This is a genomic window from Microbacterium sp. UFMG61 (assembly GCF_015354505.1).
Lineage (GTDB): Bacteria > Actinomycetota > Actinomycetes > Actinomycetales > Microbacteriaceae > Microbacterium.
The window spans coordinates 289,117-304,159 of record NZ_JACAFP010000004.1 but is presented as its reverse complement, the minus strand read 5'-3'; the positions used below and the strand labels follow the sequence as shown (position 1 = coordinate 304,159).

Genomic DNA, 15,043 nt, shown 5'->3' with positions numbered 1-15,043 from the left:
CCCCGGCCGCGAACGCCGCCCGCGTCGCCGGCAGAGTCAGCGACAACGTACGCGCGTCGGTGAACGCATACTCCACCGACCCCGTCGTCACCCGGCCCGCCGCCGCATACTCCGCGACCATCGACCGGTCGATCGCATCCCGGTGAAACGGGTGCTCGGACACATCGGTTTCGCGGACCGCGATCCTCTGGACCAGCAGCTCGCTCGCTTCCGCCTCAAGCGCCGCGATCCGACGCCGGACCTCGGTCCACTCATCGAGCAAGCGGCACCGCTCCTCAAGATCGAGGTCGAGATCGGTNCGGTGAGCCATACNTCTAGATTAGAACAAAGATACGAATATGAGCAGCGCTACTCCGGAAACATTCCGGCATCCCCAGATGCTCGTCCGCGCAGCCGATCGATGTCGCGCCGCTCGCGCTTGGTGGGTCGACCGGCTCCACGATCACGAAGGCCAAGAGCAGCCTGCGGCTCGCGCTCCGGAGTGCGATCCTCGTACGCGAGCGCCGCCAAGGGCGCTCCGACGCGCTTGACCAGCAATTGACGCACGATCAGGATGCGATCGAATCCGGCGATACGCACGCGCAGTTCGTCGCCGATGCGCACATGCTGTGCCGCTTTCACCTTGTCACCGTTCACGCGCACATGCCCCGCGCGGCATGCGGTCGTCGCCGCGGAGCGCGTCTTGTAGATGCGGATGGCCCAGAGCCAGCTGTCGACACGTGCCGCATCGGCCATCAAGATCCTCGCTTCCGCAGTGTGATCAGGGCCCCGGCGACGATCAGCCCCTGACCGATCGTATAGGTCAGCATGATCGTCGGGCTGCTCCAGGAGGGGAGCGAATCCGGGAGGAAGAGCCGCAGTGCGAGCAGGGTGTCGCTGGCGAGGAAGAGCACTCCGCCCGTCGCGACCACGGGGTGGCAGCGCGTCGAGAGTGCTGCTGTGGAGCCGAGTACCAACCCGTAGACCGCGACCGCGATCAGCAGACTGCCTGTGTGCGGGCCGAGGCCGACCAGCATCGCGACCCACCATGCGGCATAGGCGACCGCCCACCAGGGCATCCGTCGTCGAGTGAGGTAGCGGACGAAGAGGGTGATGTATGCCATGTGAGCGACACCGAAGAAGAGCAGCATGAGCGGCATTTCAGGCGCGGCTGGGAAGAAGATGCCGGCGCCGTCGCCGAGCCAGGAGAAGAAGAGCGCCGCGAAGATGAGAGCACGTGCTCCTCGTGCGGCGATCTGCCGGAGCGACACCAGCACCGGAAGAGCGAGCATCGGCATCAGCAGGAGTTTCGTCGGCCCGGCGACTGCGTCACCTATGGCGAGAAGCGCCACATGAGTCGCCGAGATCGCGACGTACGGCAGGAATGCCCACGCGAGAAGACGGAGCGGAGTGCGGCGTCGCATCCCCTCATCGTAGGGCGGCATCATCGAACCGAGCGGGTCAGGACTCCACAGTCACCTGAGTGATCTGGCCGTCGGTGGCGAGATGCACGGCGGGCCAGTAACCCTCAGGGAAATGCTGCCCACAGGTGTCGATGAGATGCAGCACGATGGTGCCGTCGGCTGAGGCCTCCAGGGTCTCGAGGTTCAGGTCGGTCGCGGCGTCGTCGAGCTCGTACTGCTCGGGCGTTCCGGTGCTGAAGGCCGTGACCACGGCATCCGACGCTAGCCGTCGCAGCGCCCCGAGCGCTGCCACGGTCTCGTGTACGTGGGGGAGCAGGCCGCGCGCCTCCTCGGCGTTCGTTCCCTCGATCATGAGGTCGAGGGGTGCACCATCGACGACCGTGCCGCCCGCGTACCAGTCGTGAGTGAGGACCGTCCCATCGCCGAGCTCGGTCGTCGCACGGACGAGGGGGCCGAGTTCGGCGTCTTCGATGATCGGATGCTCGTCGCTCATGTCATCCACGCTAGTGGTCCGTTCAGGGCGAGAGTCGCTTGCCTGCGGCTTCGAGGTGCTCCCGAAGGATGCGGATGGCCTTGGGCCCCACGCCGTGTATCGAGAGGAGGTGCTTCTCGGAGGCTCCGTCGAACTGGTCCAGCCTGGTCAGGCCCTGCAGAGCGAGCTCGCGCCGGGACACCCGTCCCATGGATGCGGGAAGTTCGGACTCCTCCGTCATGAGGCGAGATCTCTTGTGACCAGCGTGCGACCGGGCTTCATTTCGGCAGCCTCCGTGAACCCGGCGGCAAGGAACGTCCCGAGAGTGCCGTGGAAGAGGTCGTTCGTGCGCTTCTTCTCGCCGCGAGTGTCGACGGGGTATCCCTCGATGAGTCGTGCGCCGGATGCGCGGGCGTAGTCGACGGCGGCTCGCAGCATCTGAAGGTTCAGGCCCGACCCGCGGTGCTCGCGGCGGACAACGAAGCAGCTCACCGCCCACACGGAATCGTCGTCGAAAGGCTCATCGGATGCTGCGGCGATCATGCGCGTGCGCGGGATGCGCTCCTGCACCGTACGTGGACCGATGCGGATCCACCCGGCAGCCTCGCCATCGACATAGACGATGAGCCCCGGAGGGGGACCTTCGGTGATCTCCGCGCGCAGCATCTCGGTGCGCTGCTGAGTGGTTGTCTCGCTCCAGTCCCTGTTGCTCAGCATCGGCCAGATGCACTGGCAGCTCGCCCCTTCACTGCCACCGGTGAGAGCGTGCTGCACGTCATCCCAGTGGGCCGATGTCGCCACCTCGGTCGTGATCGTCGTCATACACGTGACGGTACGCCTGGCCTCCGACACCCGCAACGCCCGGCGCGCGCTCGGTTCGCGGAGCGCGGTCGAGTGGGGCTAAGATGGGGGAGTTGCCTGCGCGAGAGTGCAGAACAACGGGCTGTGGCGCAGCTTGGTAGCGCACTTGACTGGGGGTCAAGGGGTCGCAGGTTCAAATCCTGTCAGCCCGACCACAAGGGCTGTTGGCAATACTGATTGCAGAACAGCGAGAGAAAAGGGAAGGGCACCTGCTTCGAGCAGGTGCCCTTCCCTTTTTCGTCCCGGCGGAGTGAGGTTCCGATTCGGGTAAGCCTTGTAGAGCGATTCTGGTCGTGAAAACACGAACGCGCCCGGTTTTCGGGCGCGTTCGATTGTCTTGGTGTAGCGGGGAGCGTGCCAGCGTGCCGCCGGCGGGCCTCGTCAGTGAGCGGAGCCGCTCAGGTACGCATCGGTGTCAGCGCGAGCTGATCCCGTTGGTCAGGCGGCGTGGTCGTCGAAGACGATGTTCGACGGCCTCGAGGGATGCTGAGGTCACCGTTGCCCGTGGTGTTCGTGTACCGGTTCGCCCAGACGCGGTCACGGCGGCGGAGCGTGTCCACGCGTGGGGCTGTACCCTCATCCGATCCGCATGAAAGACGTCCCGATGCCTCCTCCCACAGGACCGGTCGCGGGACGATGACGTCGGCTTCGAAAACGAAGTGTCAGAGGGGAGATTCGAATGCAACGGCCTTTGCAGGGGCTGCGCCACGCGAGCATAGTCCGTGAGTCGCTGGCCGGTCTCACGCTGCTCGCCATTGCCGTGCCGTTGAACATCGGGTACGCGCAGATAGCCGGCCTACCCGTCACCGCTGGCCTGTACGCGCTCATCGTTCCCACACTCGTCTACGTCTTTCTCGTGTCCTCCCGCCAGGTGGTCGCCTCTCCGGACGCGGCCGCCGCAGCACTCGTCTTCTCGTCTCTCGTCGGTCTCGGCGTGGGCGAGGACGACTTCGCCGAGATGGCAGCGGCTCAAGCGATCCTGTGCGGGCTCGCCCTGCTCATCGCTGCAGTGCTGCGATGGGGGTTCCTGGCGAACTTCCTCTCGCACCCGATCCTGATCGGGTTCGTCGCGGGCCTCGCACTCGAGGTGCTCGTCAGCCAGGTGCGCAAGATGCTGGGCGTATCCGCGGGGGACGCCGACGGCTTCTTCCGTGAGATCGTCGAACTCATCGCCCGCGTCCCCGAGGCATCCGTGCCGTCCGTCCTTCTCAGCGTGTGTGCACTCGTCATCCTCGTCGGAGGGCGACGGCTGCTCCCCAAAGCCCCGTGGGCATTGCTGGTGCTCATCCTCGCCACCCTCCTCACCTCCGTGTTCCACCTCGATCAGGTGGGGGTGGCGGTTCTGGGCGAGGTGGACGCGGGGCCTCCGCAGTTCGCGTTCCCCACGCTGAGCTTCAGCCAATGGGCGTCGCTGATCCCGTCCGCTCTCGCTCTCGCCCTCATCACGATGGCGGAGGGGGTTCTGCTCTCCCGCTCGTACGGAGAACAGCGCGGGTACCGCACGGACAGCGACCTAGACCTGCTCGCCTTCGGCGCCGCGAACGTGGCCGCCGGCCTGTCGATGTCGTTCGCAGTGGGGTCGTCGACATCACGGACGGCCGCGATGGATCAACTCGGTTCCCGCACGCAACTTCCGAGCATCATCATGGCGGCGGGCGCCGTCCTGTTGCTTCTGTTCGGCACTAGCGTCCTCGCGCAGATCCCCACACCGGTGATCGGAGCCGTGGTCGCGGTCGCTGTCCTCAACCTCCTCGGCGTACGCGACTTCATCCAACTCGCGCGCACATCGCCGTACGAGTTCGGGATCGGAGCAGTCTGTCTCCTCGGCGTCCTCATCCTCGGACCGCTCCAAGGACTCGCCATCGCGTTCATCCTGTCGCTGGTAAATCTCGCCCGACGCGCTGCGACTCCGCAGGTCGATGCCCTCGCCTCCGGTGACGCGGACGCCTTCACCGAGATCATCGAAACGCCTGAACCAGGGGAAACCCTGGTCATCCGCCTGGCAGGCCAGGTCTTCTTCGCCAACGCCGCCGCCATCGCAGAACAGGTGACGGCCCTCGTCGACGCGGCCGGACCTGAGACGACGGGGCTGGTCCTCGACGCAGAGGGCATCAGCGACGTCGATGCGACCGGGGCAGGAGACCTACGGCGCCTCCTGAATGCGCTCGAAGGCAGAGGGATACGCGTGGTCTTCGCCAGTGTCCGACCTCGGCTGCGTGAACGACTCGAGACGTTTGGACTGCTGGACGGGATCGGGCAGTTCCCCACCAACAGGGATGCAGCGAAGGCGCTCGCCGCCCCGCCGAGCGGCGGAGCGTCCCATGAGACGCGACGAGGAGATTTCGCATGATCGAGCTCGGGTGGGAACTGATCCCGGCGGTCCTCGGCATCGTCGCCAGCCCTCTCGCGATCATGGGTCTGATCGCGACCCTCCTCTCGCGCCGAGCACGAGAGAATGCAGTCAGCTTCCTCTTCGGCCGGATCGGCGCGGTCCGGGCTGCTGTCGCCGTGGTGTTCGGCCCGGACGATGGTGCCTTCCGTGCCGAACATGTCGACCGCGCGACTTCGCCCCTGGTCGGGATCATCCCAGTCGAGAAGGCGATCCAGGTATGGGTCTGACCGCCGAAGTAGCCCGGGCAGTCCTCCGCCGTTACCTGCGCCGTTTCGGCACTCGGGGCACGGCCGGTGCAGACATCAAGGCCGGCATCGTCTTGGGTGTGGAGAGCGTCCCCGACGGGCTCGCCGCGGGAATGCTGGCGGGCCTCAACCCACTTCACGGTCTGTACGCCTACCTCTTCGGCACGTTCGCGGGGGCTCTCGCCACAGGTTCGGTGTTCATGTCCGTACAGGCCACCGGCGCGATGGCCGTGGTCGTCTCCGATGTCGACGCAGGGATGCCCGAGGGACTCTCGGCATCCGGTTTGGCGATGCTCGTGCTGCTTGCGGGAGCGGTGATGCTCGTCCTGGGAATCGCGCGGCTCGGAACGCTCGTCCGCTTCATTCCGACGGCGGTGCTGGTGGGCTTCATCAACGCCGTCGCAGTGAACATCGTGCTCGGGCAGTTGGACAACGCCACGGGCAGAGTCGCCGAGGGGGACAACCGGGTGCTTCGCGCACTGGACTCCATCGTCCATGTCCCGCAGTGGAATCTGCCGACGGTTCTCGTGACTGTGCTCACAGTTGCGCTGATCCTCGTGCTCGAGCGGACCCGCATCGGAACGTTGGGGATGGTCGTCGCCGTCGTGATCGGGTCTGTCGCGGCATGGTGGATCAACATCCTGACCACCGGGTCCGTGGCGACCATCGGAGACCTCATTGACGTGCCGCGCACCTTGCCGGGTATGGAGATTCCCGACCTGTCGCTGATCCCCGCCCTCGTCGTGCCCGCATGCTCGTTGGCGCTGGTCGGCCTCGTCCAGGGGGCCGCCATCAGCGGCTCGATCCCGAACCCCGATGGGAAGTTCGCCGATGCATCGGCGGATTTCCGTGGCCAGGGCATCGCGAACATCGCGTCGGGCTTCTTCCAGGGAATGCCCGTCGGTGGGTCGATGTCCGCCACGGCGCTCGTGCGCACCGCGGGCGCTCGATCCGCGCTCGCGAACCTCTGCGCGGCCGTCGTGATGGCCCTGGCGATCCTCGCCGCCGGTCCGGTCTTCGAATACGTCGCCATGCCCTCTTTGGCAGGGCTGTTGATCCTCGTCGGCATCCGTACGTTCAAGATCCGCCAGATCCTCTTGGTGTGGCGCACCGGGTCCGTGCAGGCGACGGTACTGTCCGTGACCTTCCTGCTGACGCTCGTCGTCCCGCTGCAGTATGCGGCACTGTCCGGTGTCGGGCTCGCCGTCATCCTGTACGTGATCAGACAGTCGAATCGGGTCGTGGTGAAGCAGTGGGTGTTCGATGACGGCGAGCAGATGCCGCGGGAGACGGCCGCACCCGAGGTCCTACAAGGCGGACAGACGTGCGTTCTCGTCCCGTACGGAAGCCTCTTCTTCGCAGCAGCCCCCGTGATGGAGGGCCAGTTGCCGGAGGTTCCCCCGAACGCAGCCGGCGCCGTCGTCATCATCCGCCTGCGAGGCAAGGACGAGATCGGCAGCACCTTCCTCAAGGTCTTGGAAGGATACTCGGTTCGCGTGACGGCAGCCGGCGGAACCGTCATGGTCGCGGGGGTCACTTCCTCCGTCCTCCAACAGCTTCGCGCCACGGGAGCGCTGGGGCGGCTCGGAGAAGGCCGCGTGTTCCCGGAACGTCCGCGCGTCGGGGACTCGATCCGGGAAGCGCTCGACGCTGCGGATCGGTGGCGCGAAGATGGCACTCATACACAGTGAACGAAATCCCCGGTCGACCTCCGGCAGCGTGACCCGCCGACAATAGGCTCGCTGCGTCCGGCCGAAAGCGAGTCGGACGTGAACGCTCGGAGACGCCGAGCCGGTGAAAGGTGCTGTGTTGAACATTCTGGAATCCCTGTGGGACGTCCTGGTCCTCTTCTTCTTCGCTTTCGTCCTCCTGGGTTCGCTGATCGCCGTCGTGATGGTGCTCTCGGACCTTTTCCGTGATCGCGCGCTCAACGGCTGGGCGAAGGCCGCGTGGATCGTGTTTCTCGTCTTCGTCCCGTTGCTCACGTCGCTCGTGTACCTGATCGCTCGCGGTGGCAGCATGCCTGACCGCATCAACGACCAGGCGCGTGAAGCGCGCGACGCGACCGACGCGTACATTCGCGACGTGGCCGGATCCAGCCCCGCGGATGAGGTCGCCAAGGCTAAGGCCCTCCTCGACGCGGGGACCATCACGCCGGACGAGTTCGCCGCGATGAAGGCGCGCACGATCTCTGGCGAAACGGTAGCCGCAGCCTGAATCCTCCGAGTGAGGGCGCAGCGACCGTTGCGCTCTCACACCCGCGTTCGGCCAGAGAGGTCATGCCGAGGCGACGCCGTCAGGACAACAGCCCCAGCCCTTGTGCTGCAGCTACCGCGGCTCCGCGGCGCTCAGCCCCCAGCTTCCTGTAGATGGAGGAAGCCTGAGTACTGATCGTCGCACGCGACAGGAACAGGCGCTTGCCGATCTCCTGGAGTGTGAGATGCGTCTGAAGGTAGGGCAGGAGGCGCATCTCCGCCGGGGTCAGAACGACCGTCGGTGTCGCCGCCTGGTCCGCCGATCTGCGCCCCACCAGGAATTCCTCCAGCTGCCGTCCGAGCACACCCATGCGCGGTCTACGCCTCATCAGGAAGACACCTTCGCGTGCCAACTGAATCGCCGCGTCCTCGTCGCCCAGGAGTCTGAACGCCGACGCGAGCTGAAGACGCGCGCGAATCGCGACATGCGGGAATGTGTGGGTGGACTGCACCCGAGCGCGCATTGCGCGGGACACCAGCGGTCGTGCCTGGTCGTCGGCCCGCTGCGCGGCGACGCGGGCTGCAGAGGCGAGCGCGAGCACAATCGTCGGGTAGCCCTCGAACGCGGACTCATCGAGGATGCGCAGGCTGTCCGACGCGAGCTCGGCCGCGCGATCCCAGTCTTCCCGGTCGGCGGCGAGGACGGTCAGGTTCGCGACGGCGAGCAACAATGCAGTGGAGTTGCCGTGCGCAGCCGAGGCGTCGTACGCCTTGACGAAGTCTCGTTCAGCACTCGGCAGGTCGGCGTTGAGTAGGCGTGCTTCTCCGCGCAAGTACAGGGCAGGGCCGTTCCACAGAGTCCCCTCCGGGGCCTGTTGTACGGCGAACTCGGTGTTGCGCAGCATGTCTTCCGGGCCGTTCGCGCACAGGGACGCCCTGACCAGCGCGCGTCCTGCCTCGAAGGACGCTCTCATCGGCTGCGTGAGCAGCGTGGAGTCGATGCGTTCGAGCGCCGCGGCGTCGTTCTCTGCGCGCGGGCTCTCGCCGAACATCGCGGACTTCCATGCAGACATCACCGCCATCGGTGGGCAGGAGTGAACCACAGCATCGCCGAGGGTGTTCCGCCAACGGTCGAGGGTTGAGACCTCACCCCGCTGGAACATCGTCAGTGAGATCCGCGCGGCGCCGTTCACCGCGCGAGCGTCCTCGCCGCCTTCGATGAGATGCTCGATGGATTGCGGTGCGACACCGTGTGCCTCATACCAGTTGCCGGCTCGGAGATGGAGGGCACGCATGCGGCGACGGTCACGTCGTTCACCCTCCCGAATGAGGAACTCGCGGAAGAGCGCGTGGTACCTGTACCAGTCCTCACGGTTCCCAAGCCGCGTCAGGAACAGACCCAGAGAAAGGGCGCTGTGCAACAGGTCATGCGAGGTGTTCGTTTCTCGAATGTGATCACAGAGCTCAGGCGTGAGCTCGTGCAGAATGGCGGTGTCGAGAAGGAAATCCCGCAGCTCGGGGCGCAGACCGGCGAGGCACTCACGATAGAGGTAATCGGCGATGGTGCCGCTGCCCCCGGACACCGCCACCTTCGCGGCGTCGTTGAAGGTCAGCGCCGACATGAAGATCCCGGCTGGCCATCCTTCGCTCCGTTCGACAGCGGCGGCGATGATGTCGGCAGGAGCGGTCTTGGTCGCCGAAGCGAAGATCTTCTCCGCTTGGCCCTGATCCATGCGGAGGTCGAGCGCGTTGACGTCGGCGACGGCGCCGCTCACGCGCATGCGTGCGAGGTGCGGCTGAGTCTCTCTGCTGGCGACGACGACGAGCGAGCCTTCCGGGATGCCCTGCAGCGCAACCACGAACGCGTCGAGGCAGTCGGGTGAAGACGCGAGATGGAAGTCGTCGATGAAGAGGGCGAACGGTTCTGGCGCTGAGCTCCAGGTACGGGCGAGGAGCGGCGCGGAGCGCGCGAGGAGGGTTGTGCTCGTGCCCCTCATCTTGGAAGCGAGACTCGCGCCACTCGGGGTGATGTGCTGAGTCGCGGTCGCCAGGAGCGTGAGCAAGGCACCGGGGTCGTTGTCGAAACGATCCACTGTCGCCCAGCACGTGACGCGCTGCTCGGCAGCTGCCCACTCGGCGAGCAGCGTCGACTTGCCATAGCCGGCGGGCGCTGTGATCGCCACGACACGGTGCGGGCCGCCTCCTGCCCTCTCGATCAGAGCACGTCTGCTGACCAACCCTTGCGGGGCGGCAGCGGCGGTTGTCTTGCTTTCGAGGAGGACCTGCTCGATCTCCGGCAGCGGATACGGGGTGGCGGTATCCGCAACAGTCACATTCGGATCGTACGCCAAGTGACGATCTGCACTCAACGATGTGACCACCGGCGTCACTCGTGGCGCGCGGCGAGGACCACAGCAAGCCGACGCCGCTGAGGATGACGGCGATGCCCAGCACGCCCAGCACCATGCCCGTGGTTCATGCATTGCGGATGAATCACTCCGTCATCTCTGGATCGCCCGCTTCGTCTCCCGCACAGTGAAAGTGTCCACGCAGGATCGAACAGAAGAAAAGGCGACCATGAAAAAGAACCTGAAGTACGCGGGAGTCATCGTGACTCTCAGCGCGTTGAGCGTCATGACTCTCGCAGGGTGCACAGCGCCTGCGGCGACCGATGAAGAGAACGTGACGGCGGCATGCGTCGCGCTCGATGACTTCGAGGCGGCACTGACCACGGCGGAGTCCGATCTCGGAGAGGCAGAGACCGTCGGAGACCTGCGGACGATCCGGGAGAGTGTGGCGGCTGCGTACGACGAGGCGGACAGCGCGCTGGACGCAGTGGCAGCGGACCGCGCGCAGGCCCTGACCGACAGCTGGGAGAAGTTCCTCGACTCAGCGACCGCCATCGACAGCGACACGTCACTCGCCGATGCGCGCGACTCTCTCGTTGAGGAGGCACGCGATGTCGCCCAGACCAGGCAGGACACGGCGACCGACCTGGAGTGCGAGTAGCCACCTCGAGCGAGAAGGGCTGGTCCGGCGGTACCTGCGGACCAGCCCTTCTCATCGCCATCCGTCGCCGTGAGGTCAGTGCACGAACGCTTTCAGGATCACGAAGACGACGCCGAAGGACGCCGTTCCCACCGCGCCGAGGATTCTTGCCCATAATCCGCTTCCACGGCGAAGGAACGCCACGTATCCGAGGAAAGCAAGGATCACCGTACCCGACCACAGTGCCACCTCGTTCGCGGCATCGTCCGGGATCAGACGGGTGGTCCCCGCCAGCAGGATCAATGCGGGGACTCCCGCAGAACTGAGCATCCCCAGCGAATGACGCACTGAACGGCGGATCGCCGTGCGCACCCCGATGTGCTCCGCTCCTTCATCCCCGAGACGGGCGACGGTACCGGCGTAGACGTGTGCCGCCCAGAAGACCACCACGGTCACCCCCACCGTGATCAGCACGACCGCGGATGTCTCGCCGTGGGCGGAGGACACCGCGATGAGGCCGCTCACGAGAATCGTTCCGTACACTGCGGCTTCTGTACCGAAGCCCGGTCGGAGCGCTCGATGCGTGCGGAGGATCGGATGCTGGTCAGCGGGAGTCGCACTCATGTTGCTGAGCGTAGACGGACGTCACCCGAACATCCCGAGTCCCTTGCCGATGACGTTGAACCCGATCACCGTGAGAAGGACCGTCATGATGGTCGCGTTGTTGTCGGTCAGCCAGCTCCGGATCGCGTCGAGGGCACTCGCGGCGACGCGAGGGACGATCAGCATCGTGAGCACAGGGAGCAGCACGCTCAGCGCCGCAACGCCGGAGAACACTGCCACCACGGCGATGAACTCGCCTGCGGGGAGCTCGCTGCGACCGATGACGGCGCCCGCCGATGCCGCGACGAGGAGGTTCTTCGGATTGACGGCCGCGAGCGCGAACCCGAGGCCGAATGCTGCCGGAGTGCGCAGGCCATCGATCTTCGTCATCCACGCCGGCAGCTCAGCTGTCTCGGACGGCCCGGGGCGGGACCGCCATTGCCGCCAACCCAGGAACAGAAGCCCCGCACCGATCACCAGCATGATCGCGCCGAGAACGGGCTGTGATTCATTCATCGATGGTTCGGGCAGCACACCGGACAAGAGCGCCGCGACTGTCGTCGCGAGGACGATGCCGAGGAACCATGCCACCAGGAATGACACCCCGAGTCGTGTCGCGCGCGGGGTCATCAGCATCAGGATCACCGCGATGATCGGTATCGGACTGATGGCGATGGCGACCGCGCTGGTGAGGGTGCTGCTGATGACGTCAAGCATCGAGGGTACTTTCGGGTGTGGAGAGGGCGGTGGGGTCGGGAAGCGATTCCACCGGACGGCGGATGAACTGGGTGGCGAGCACGAGGAGCGTGCTCACCACGGAGGTGCAGATGATCATCGCGGGCGACAACGGACGCAACAACAGAATGGCTGCGGCAGCTGCGACTCCGACCGCCACGAGCGCGATTCGGTGATGGCGGTCGAGCCACAGCCCGAGACGTCCGGAGCTGAGCCCTCGCTTCTCCGCGCGCTGCTGGACACTCCGACCGGCGGAGGCGATGCCCGTGCGCACTGCCACAGCCGCCGCGGAAGGCCCCGACAACCATGCAACGAGCGCGACTGCGACGGCGAGCGTCGCAATGGCGACGCTCATCTGAGACATCATCCTGGTCGCTGCGTCATACACATGTTGCGCAGCGGTGCCTGTGATGACGCCAGGGCTGCGACTCGCGGCGCGGACGAGGATCCCTCCCGCAAACGTGAGAGCGATGGCGACCGAGGTCATCATCACCGCAGTCGTGACCGATGCACCGATCAGTGCCCGCTGCCGGTGCCGAGCGGTGAGGATGCCTACCACGATGAGGACCAGGGATGCCCAAGGCAGCCAGCTTCCCGCCACATCGACCGCGTTGACCACGGCACGGATCTGCTCGGATGACTCTCCCTCGACGAGGTCGATGCTGCGGTCGACGGCGGGAATCGACTCCGCCAGCGTGATGCCGCGGGCCAGCAAGCGCTCCTTCGCCTCGGCTACGAGCGGTCCGATCTGCAGCTGGAGCACGCCATCGGAGAGGGTGACGGCTGCGGCGTCGTCGCCGCGAACGGTTGCCATCATCTGCGTGTGCGAGATGCGCAGCATCTGTTCCCAGGTTGTCGAGAACGCATCTGACGCGACAATCGCGGCGACACTGGAATCGACGAGACCCTGCAGACCCTGTGCCGCCGGAGCCTCCAGCAGCTCGAGGGCGAGGCCAGCTCGCGGGGGAAGATCGAGTTCCCGAATACCGCTGATGACGTCAGCGGTGAGGGCAGGGATGTCGACAGCGTCGTCGATGGCGGAGAGAATCGCGTCGGCAGCCACGTCCTGAACTGCACTGTCTGTGGCTAGGGGCGCGAAGGTGGCGACGAAGTTCGTCGTGTCGAGAAGCTGCTGTTTCGCGTACGAACTGACCAACCCAGCGCTCCCGACGACGACGCCGAGAGCGATGAGGACGAACGAGAGGATCGACCGTCCGGCTGCGTGCCGTGCTCTCCTGTGTGCAACCGCGGGGGCCCGGAGTTCTTCGTTCTCCCGTTCGAGTGCGGCGACCCGCATCCGCAGCGCCTCTACGGAATCCGAGGAGGCGCTGCGACCATTACGATCAACCATTCAGCAGCCGCTGCTTCGCCAGAGCGAACTCCTCGTCGGTGAGGACACCCTGCTGATGCAGCGTCGCGAGCTTCTCCACCTGAGCGAAGAAGTCGTCGCCGGCGGCGACAGGCGCCGCCGCGGGCGGGGTGACGACCGGCGTGGGAGCCGGCGGAACCGGCGTCTGCTGGACTCGTGCCTGCTGCTCAGCGGCTCGTCGCTGCTGGTTTCGAGCGACAGCGCCGCTGACCGCGGTCGCCGTTCCTGCGACGACCGCGGTTCGGGCGGCCATGCCGAGCAGACCCGGGCGTCCGCCACGTGCGATGAAGGGCATGATCAGTTCTCTCCGTTCGACGAGGCCAGCAGACTTCCACTGACGAGCTCGTTCACCACGGGCCCGGGGACGAGGGCGATGTGGGCGACGTGCCCTCCCGCCGCGGCCAACGTCGACGACAGGTTCGCCGCCCAGCGCATCTCCATCGCGGCCAATGCGATGCCCGATCCCGGCGGTACCGCCTCGACGGCATCGTCGATGTCCTCTTCTCCGATGAGCCCCTCTGCGACGAGATCGACCGCTCCGGAAAGATCGACGGGCAGGTCCGCCAACTCGCTGACCCTGACAGAGCCGTCGGCGAGGCGGACCGCGATGACCAGGTCGACGAGGCGGACCGAAGTGCCGTCTCCCAGACTCTTGAGTGCCGAGAGGACGCCTGTGTCCGGAGTGACGCCGTCGAAGGTGACGACGAAGAGCTCGAGCGGGCCGAACGTCGTCTCGGCCGGACCGTCAGCGGTCATCGTGCACCCTCGATCGACGGGAAGGTCCACGAGCCGTCGAGGACTTCCGGGCGGGGACGGTAGAGCCTGACGAGGTAGTTCCACCCCTCTGTGAGCGGAAGCGCGTTCGGCGCGGACGTGTCGCCGCCGAACCGCACGGTGATGCTTCCGTCGGCACCGCGAACACCGGTGACGTTGTTCACGCTGTAGCGGCCGGCGTCGTTGGGCTCGAAGTAGCCCTCGGCGTTGTACATCGAGATCGACCAGAAGCCGTCGACGGGCACCTCTCCGACCGTGAGTTCGTACTCGCCGACGGGAAGTCCGGGCTCGACGTTGACGTAGAACGCCTCGTCGTCGGGCAGGCCGCCCCATCCGGAAGCGGTTCCCAGCAGATGACGGACGGGATCGACCTGGTCCGCGGGGCCGAACGCGTGCTCGAAGCTGGCGAGTCCCTTCGCGAGGGTGAGGACGGCATCGCGGGTCTGGGCGAACGAGTCGGCGTCGTAGTCGAGTGCCGGCAGCTCGCGACCTCCCACGGACGTCAGGGAGAACTGATCCTGGAGGGCATCGACCGTTGCGACGTCATCGGGATCGTCCGAGTCCACGAGGATGCGTGCCGCGGCGAGGACGAACTCCGACCCGAGCTCCGCAGCAGTCAGGCGGTGTTCGCCTGCCTCGTGGATGACTCGATTGATGAAGTGATCTTCGCTGACGAGCATGACGGACACGTAGCGCCCGCCCGTCTCCGGGATCGTGATCGTCGCGCCTTCGGAGACGTCGATGATCGCCGCGCTGTAAAGCGTGTCGCGGTTCATCCGGATGATGGTCTGCTGATCGATGGGGGTGGGGACGCGGTAGTGGTTCCACCGATTCGCGCCGCCGGCGTTCGCGCTGATCGCGGCGAACATCCGCAACGTCTCGATGCGCGCGAAGTTCGCGTACGTGACGACGGGGGAGGAGTCGGTCATGGTCATGCCTCTCAGGTTGTGGCGTGCGAGGCAATCGTCGCGCGCGGCGACCGCCGCGCGCATCATCCGCAACGCAT

General features: G+C 66.2%; 17 protein-coding genes, 1 tRNA gene and 1 pseudogene. 6 read left to right on the top strand and 13 right to left on the bottom strand.

All coding sequences use genetic code 11. The features are described 5' to 3' along the window. From IXW21_RS06765 to IXW21_RS06740, 6 genes and pseudogenes are all read right to left on the bottom strand, one after another. A pseudogene (locus IXW21_RS06765) lies at positions 1–310 on the bottom strand (HNH endonuclease); the annotation flags it as partial. A gap of 38 nt (positions 311–348) precedes the next feature. Next, the gene (locus IXW21_RS06760) at positions 349–735 is read right to left on the bottom strand and encodes an RNA-binding S4 domain-containing protein (RefSeq protein WP_194763492.1); all 387 of its coding nucleotides are present in this window, start codon (positions 733–735) and stop codon (positions 349–351) included. Next, the gene (locus IXW21_RS06755) at positions 735–1,403 is read right to left on the bottom strand and encodes a lysoplasmalogenase (protein ID WP_194763491.1); all 669 of its coding nucleotides are present in this window, start codon (positions 1,401–1,403) and stop codon (positions 735–737) included. Before IXW21_RS06755 ends, IXW21_RS06760 begins: the two co-directional genes overlap by 1 nt. A gap of 37 nt (positions 1,404–1,440) precedes the next feature. Then, positions 1,441–1,896: a hypothetical protein gene (locus tag IXW21_RS06750; RefSeq protein WP_194763490.1), complete on the bottom strand. Its 456-nt coding sequence runs from the start codon at positions 1,894–1,896 to the stop codon at positions 1,441–1,443. Between the two features lie 22 nt (positions 1,897–1,918). After that, the gene (locus IXW21_RS06745; RefSeq protein ID WP_194763489.1) at positions 1,919–2,116 is read right to left on the bottom strand and encodes a hypothetical protein; all 198 of its coding nucleotides are present in this window, start codon (positions 2,114–2,116) and stop codon (positions 1,919–1,921) included. Further along, positions 2,113–2,697 carry a GNAT family N-acetyltransferase gene (locus IXW21_RS06740; RefSeq protein WP_194763488.1) on the bottom strand — a complete coding sequence of 195 codons (585 nt, stop codon included), beginning with the start codon at positions 2,695–2,697 and terminating at the stop codon, positions 2,113–2,115. Before IXW21_RS06740 ends, IXW21_RS06745 begins: the two co-directional genes overlap by 4 nt. A gap of 117 nt (positions 2,698–2,814) precedes the next feature. On the opposite strand from IXW21_RS06740, the gene IXW21_RS06735 reads away from it, so the two are divergent. The 5 genes from IXW21_RS06735 to IXW21_RS06715 all read left to right on the top strand — a co-directional run bounded on the left by IXW21_RS06735 (position 2,815) and on the right by IXW21_RS06715 (position 7,590). Beyond that, positions 2,815–2,891: transfer RNA gene (locus IXW21_RS06735), tRNA-Pro, on the top strand. A gap of 524 nt (positions 2,892–3,415) precedes the next feature. Further along, on the top strand, positions 3,416–5,086 hold the full coding sequence (locus IXW21_RS06730) for a SulP family inorganic anion transporter (RefSeq protein WP_194763487.1): 1,671 nt from the start codon (positions 3,416–3,418) through the stop codon (positions 5,084–5,086). After that, the gene (locus IXW21_RS06725; RefSeq protein ID WP_194763486.1) at positions 5,083–5,355 is read left to right on the top strand and encodes a hypothetical protein; all 273 of its coding nucleotides are present in this window, start codon (positions 5,083–5,085) and stop codon (positions 5,353–5,355) included. Before IXW21_RS06730 ends, IXW21_RS06725 begins: the two co-directional genes overlap by 4 nt. After that, a complete protein-coding gene (locus IXW21_RS06720; RefSeq protein WP_194763485.1) occupies positions 5,346–7,064 on the top strand; it encodes a SulP family inorganic anion transporter in 1,719 nt (572 codons plus the stop codon). Before IXW21_RS06725 ends, IXW21_RS06720 begins: the two co-directional genes overlap by 10 nt. 115 nt (positions 7,065–7,179) lie before the next feature. Further along, positions 7,180–7,590 (top strand): PLDc N-terminal domain-containing protein, encoded by a 411-nt coding sequence (locus tag IXW21_RS06715; protein WP_416361088.1) that lies wholly within the window; start codon positions 7,180–7,182, stop codon positions 7,588–7,590. Between the two features lie 79 nt (positions 7,591–7,669). Here the strand turns inward: IXW21_RS06715 and IXW21_RS06710 are convergent, their stop codons facing one another. Further along, positions 7,670–9,919 (bottom strand): helix-turn-helix transcriptional regulator, encoded by a 2,250-nt coding sequence (locus IXW21_RS06710; protein ID WP_194763484.1) that lies wholly within the window; start codon positions 9,917–9,919, stop codon positions 7,670–7,672. A 226-nt stretch (positions 9,920–10,145) separates the two neighbouring features. Here IXW21_RS06710 and IXW21_RS06705 point away from each other — a divergent pair, with 226 nt between their 5' ends. Then, positions 10,146–10,577, top strand: a complete 432-nt coding sequence (locus IXW21_RS06705; RefSeq protein ID WP_194763483.1) for a hypothetical protein — start codon at positions 10,146–10,148, stop codon at positions 10,575–10,577. A gap of 75 nt (positions 10,578–10,652) precedes the next feature. On the opposite strand, the gene IXW21_RS06700 is transcribed toward IXW21_RS06705, so the two are convergent. The 6 genes from IXW21_RS06700 to IXW21_RS06675 form a co-directional block, all read right to left on the bottom strand. After that, a complete protein-coding gene (locus IXW21_RS06700) occupies positions 10,653–11,180 on the bottom strand; it encodes a hypothetical protein (protein ID WP_228528222.1) in 528 nt (175 codons plus the stop codon). 21 nt (positions 11,181–11,201) lie between these two features. Then, positions 11,202–11,876, bottom strand: a complete 675-nt coding sequence (locus IXW21_RS06695; protein WP_194763482.1) for a GAP family protein — start codon at positions 11,874–11,876, stop codon at positions 11,202–11,204. After that, positions 11,869–12,957: a hypothetical protein gene (locus tag IXW21_RS06690; RefSeq protein WP_194763481.1), complete on the bottom strand. Its 1,089-nt coding sequence runs from the start codon at positions 12,955–12,957 to the stop codon at positions 11,869–11,871. Before IXW21_RS06690 ends, IXW21_RS06695 begins: the two co-directional genes overlap by 8 nt. Positions 12,958–13,237: 280 nt before the next feature. Then, positions 13,238–13,558, bottom strand: coding sequence for an SHOCT domain-containing protein (locus tag IXW21_RS06685; RefSeq protein WP_194763480.1), 321 nt, complete (start codon positions 13,556–13,558; stop codon positions 13,238–13,240). A 2-nt stretch (positions 13,559–13,560) separates the two neighbouring features. Beyond that, positions 13,561–14,019, bottom strand: a complete 459-nt coding sequence (locus IXW21_RS06680; protein WP_194763479.1) for a DUF6325 family protein — start codon at positions 14,017–14,019, stop codon at positions 13,561–13,563. Then, positions 14,016–14,966 carry a DUF1214 domain-containing protein gene (locus IXW21_RS06675; RefSeq protein WP_228528221.1) on the bottom strand — a complete coding sequence of 317 codons (951 nt, stop codon included), beginning with the start codon at positions 14,964–14,966 and terminating at the stop codon, positions 14,016–14,018. Before IXW21_RS06675 ends, IXW21_RS06680 begins: the two co-directional genes overlap by 4 nt. Positions 14,967–15,043: the final 77 nt, after the last annotated feature.